General features: G+C 74.4%; 1 protein-coding gene. It reads right to left on the bottom strand.

Going from position 1 to position 542, the window contains the following annotated elements; translation table 11 throughout:
• On the bottom strand, window positions 1–542 hold a 542-nt coding region (locus tag ACK4SE_RS14290; protein WP_409694056.1), incomplete at both ends, for a hypothetical protein.

Raw genomic sequence — 542 nt, 5'->3', positions numbered from 1 at the left:
GTGTTCACGCGCTTGCCGCGGCCGTCGTACTGCGGCGGCGGGGAGGGGGAGCGGTTGGGGTCCAGCTCCTTGGCCGCCGCGTCCACCGCCACGGTCAGCAGCCGCCGGTTCAGCGTCTCCAGCTGCATGCGCAGCTGCACCAGCTTCAGCTGCTCCGGCGTCAGCCCCGGCGCCGCGGGCGCGTCGGACGCCCAGCGCGACCGCCGCTGCCGCGTGTCGCCATCCGCGCCGTCGCCGTCAGCGTCGCCAGAGTCGCCCCAGCGGCTCTTGCGCCGCCGCTTGCGGCTTGCGGCGTCGTCATCCTCACCCGCGGCAGCCTTGGCGTCAGAGGCGGTGGCGGTGGCGGTGGCGGCGGCGGCGGCGGCGGTGGTGGTGGTGGAGGCGGCAGCAGACACGCCTGCTGATGCAGCCGCCTCCGCCTTCGCCTCCGCCGCCTCCGCCTCCTGCGCACCCTCCGGCGGCCGGTCCGACACGCGAATGTCAGACTGCGGCCGTGGCTCAATCTTCTCTGTGGCCTGCAGGTACTGCTTGTACACCGAGTC

The organism is Brevundimonas sp. (genome assembly GCF_046293315.1).
GTDB lineage: Bacteria > Pseudomonadota > Alphaproteobacteria > Caulobacterales > Caulobacteraceae > Brevundimonas.
Note: the sequence above shows the minus strand (reverse complement) of the source record. Positions and strands in the feature narration are given on the sequence as shown.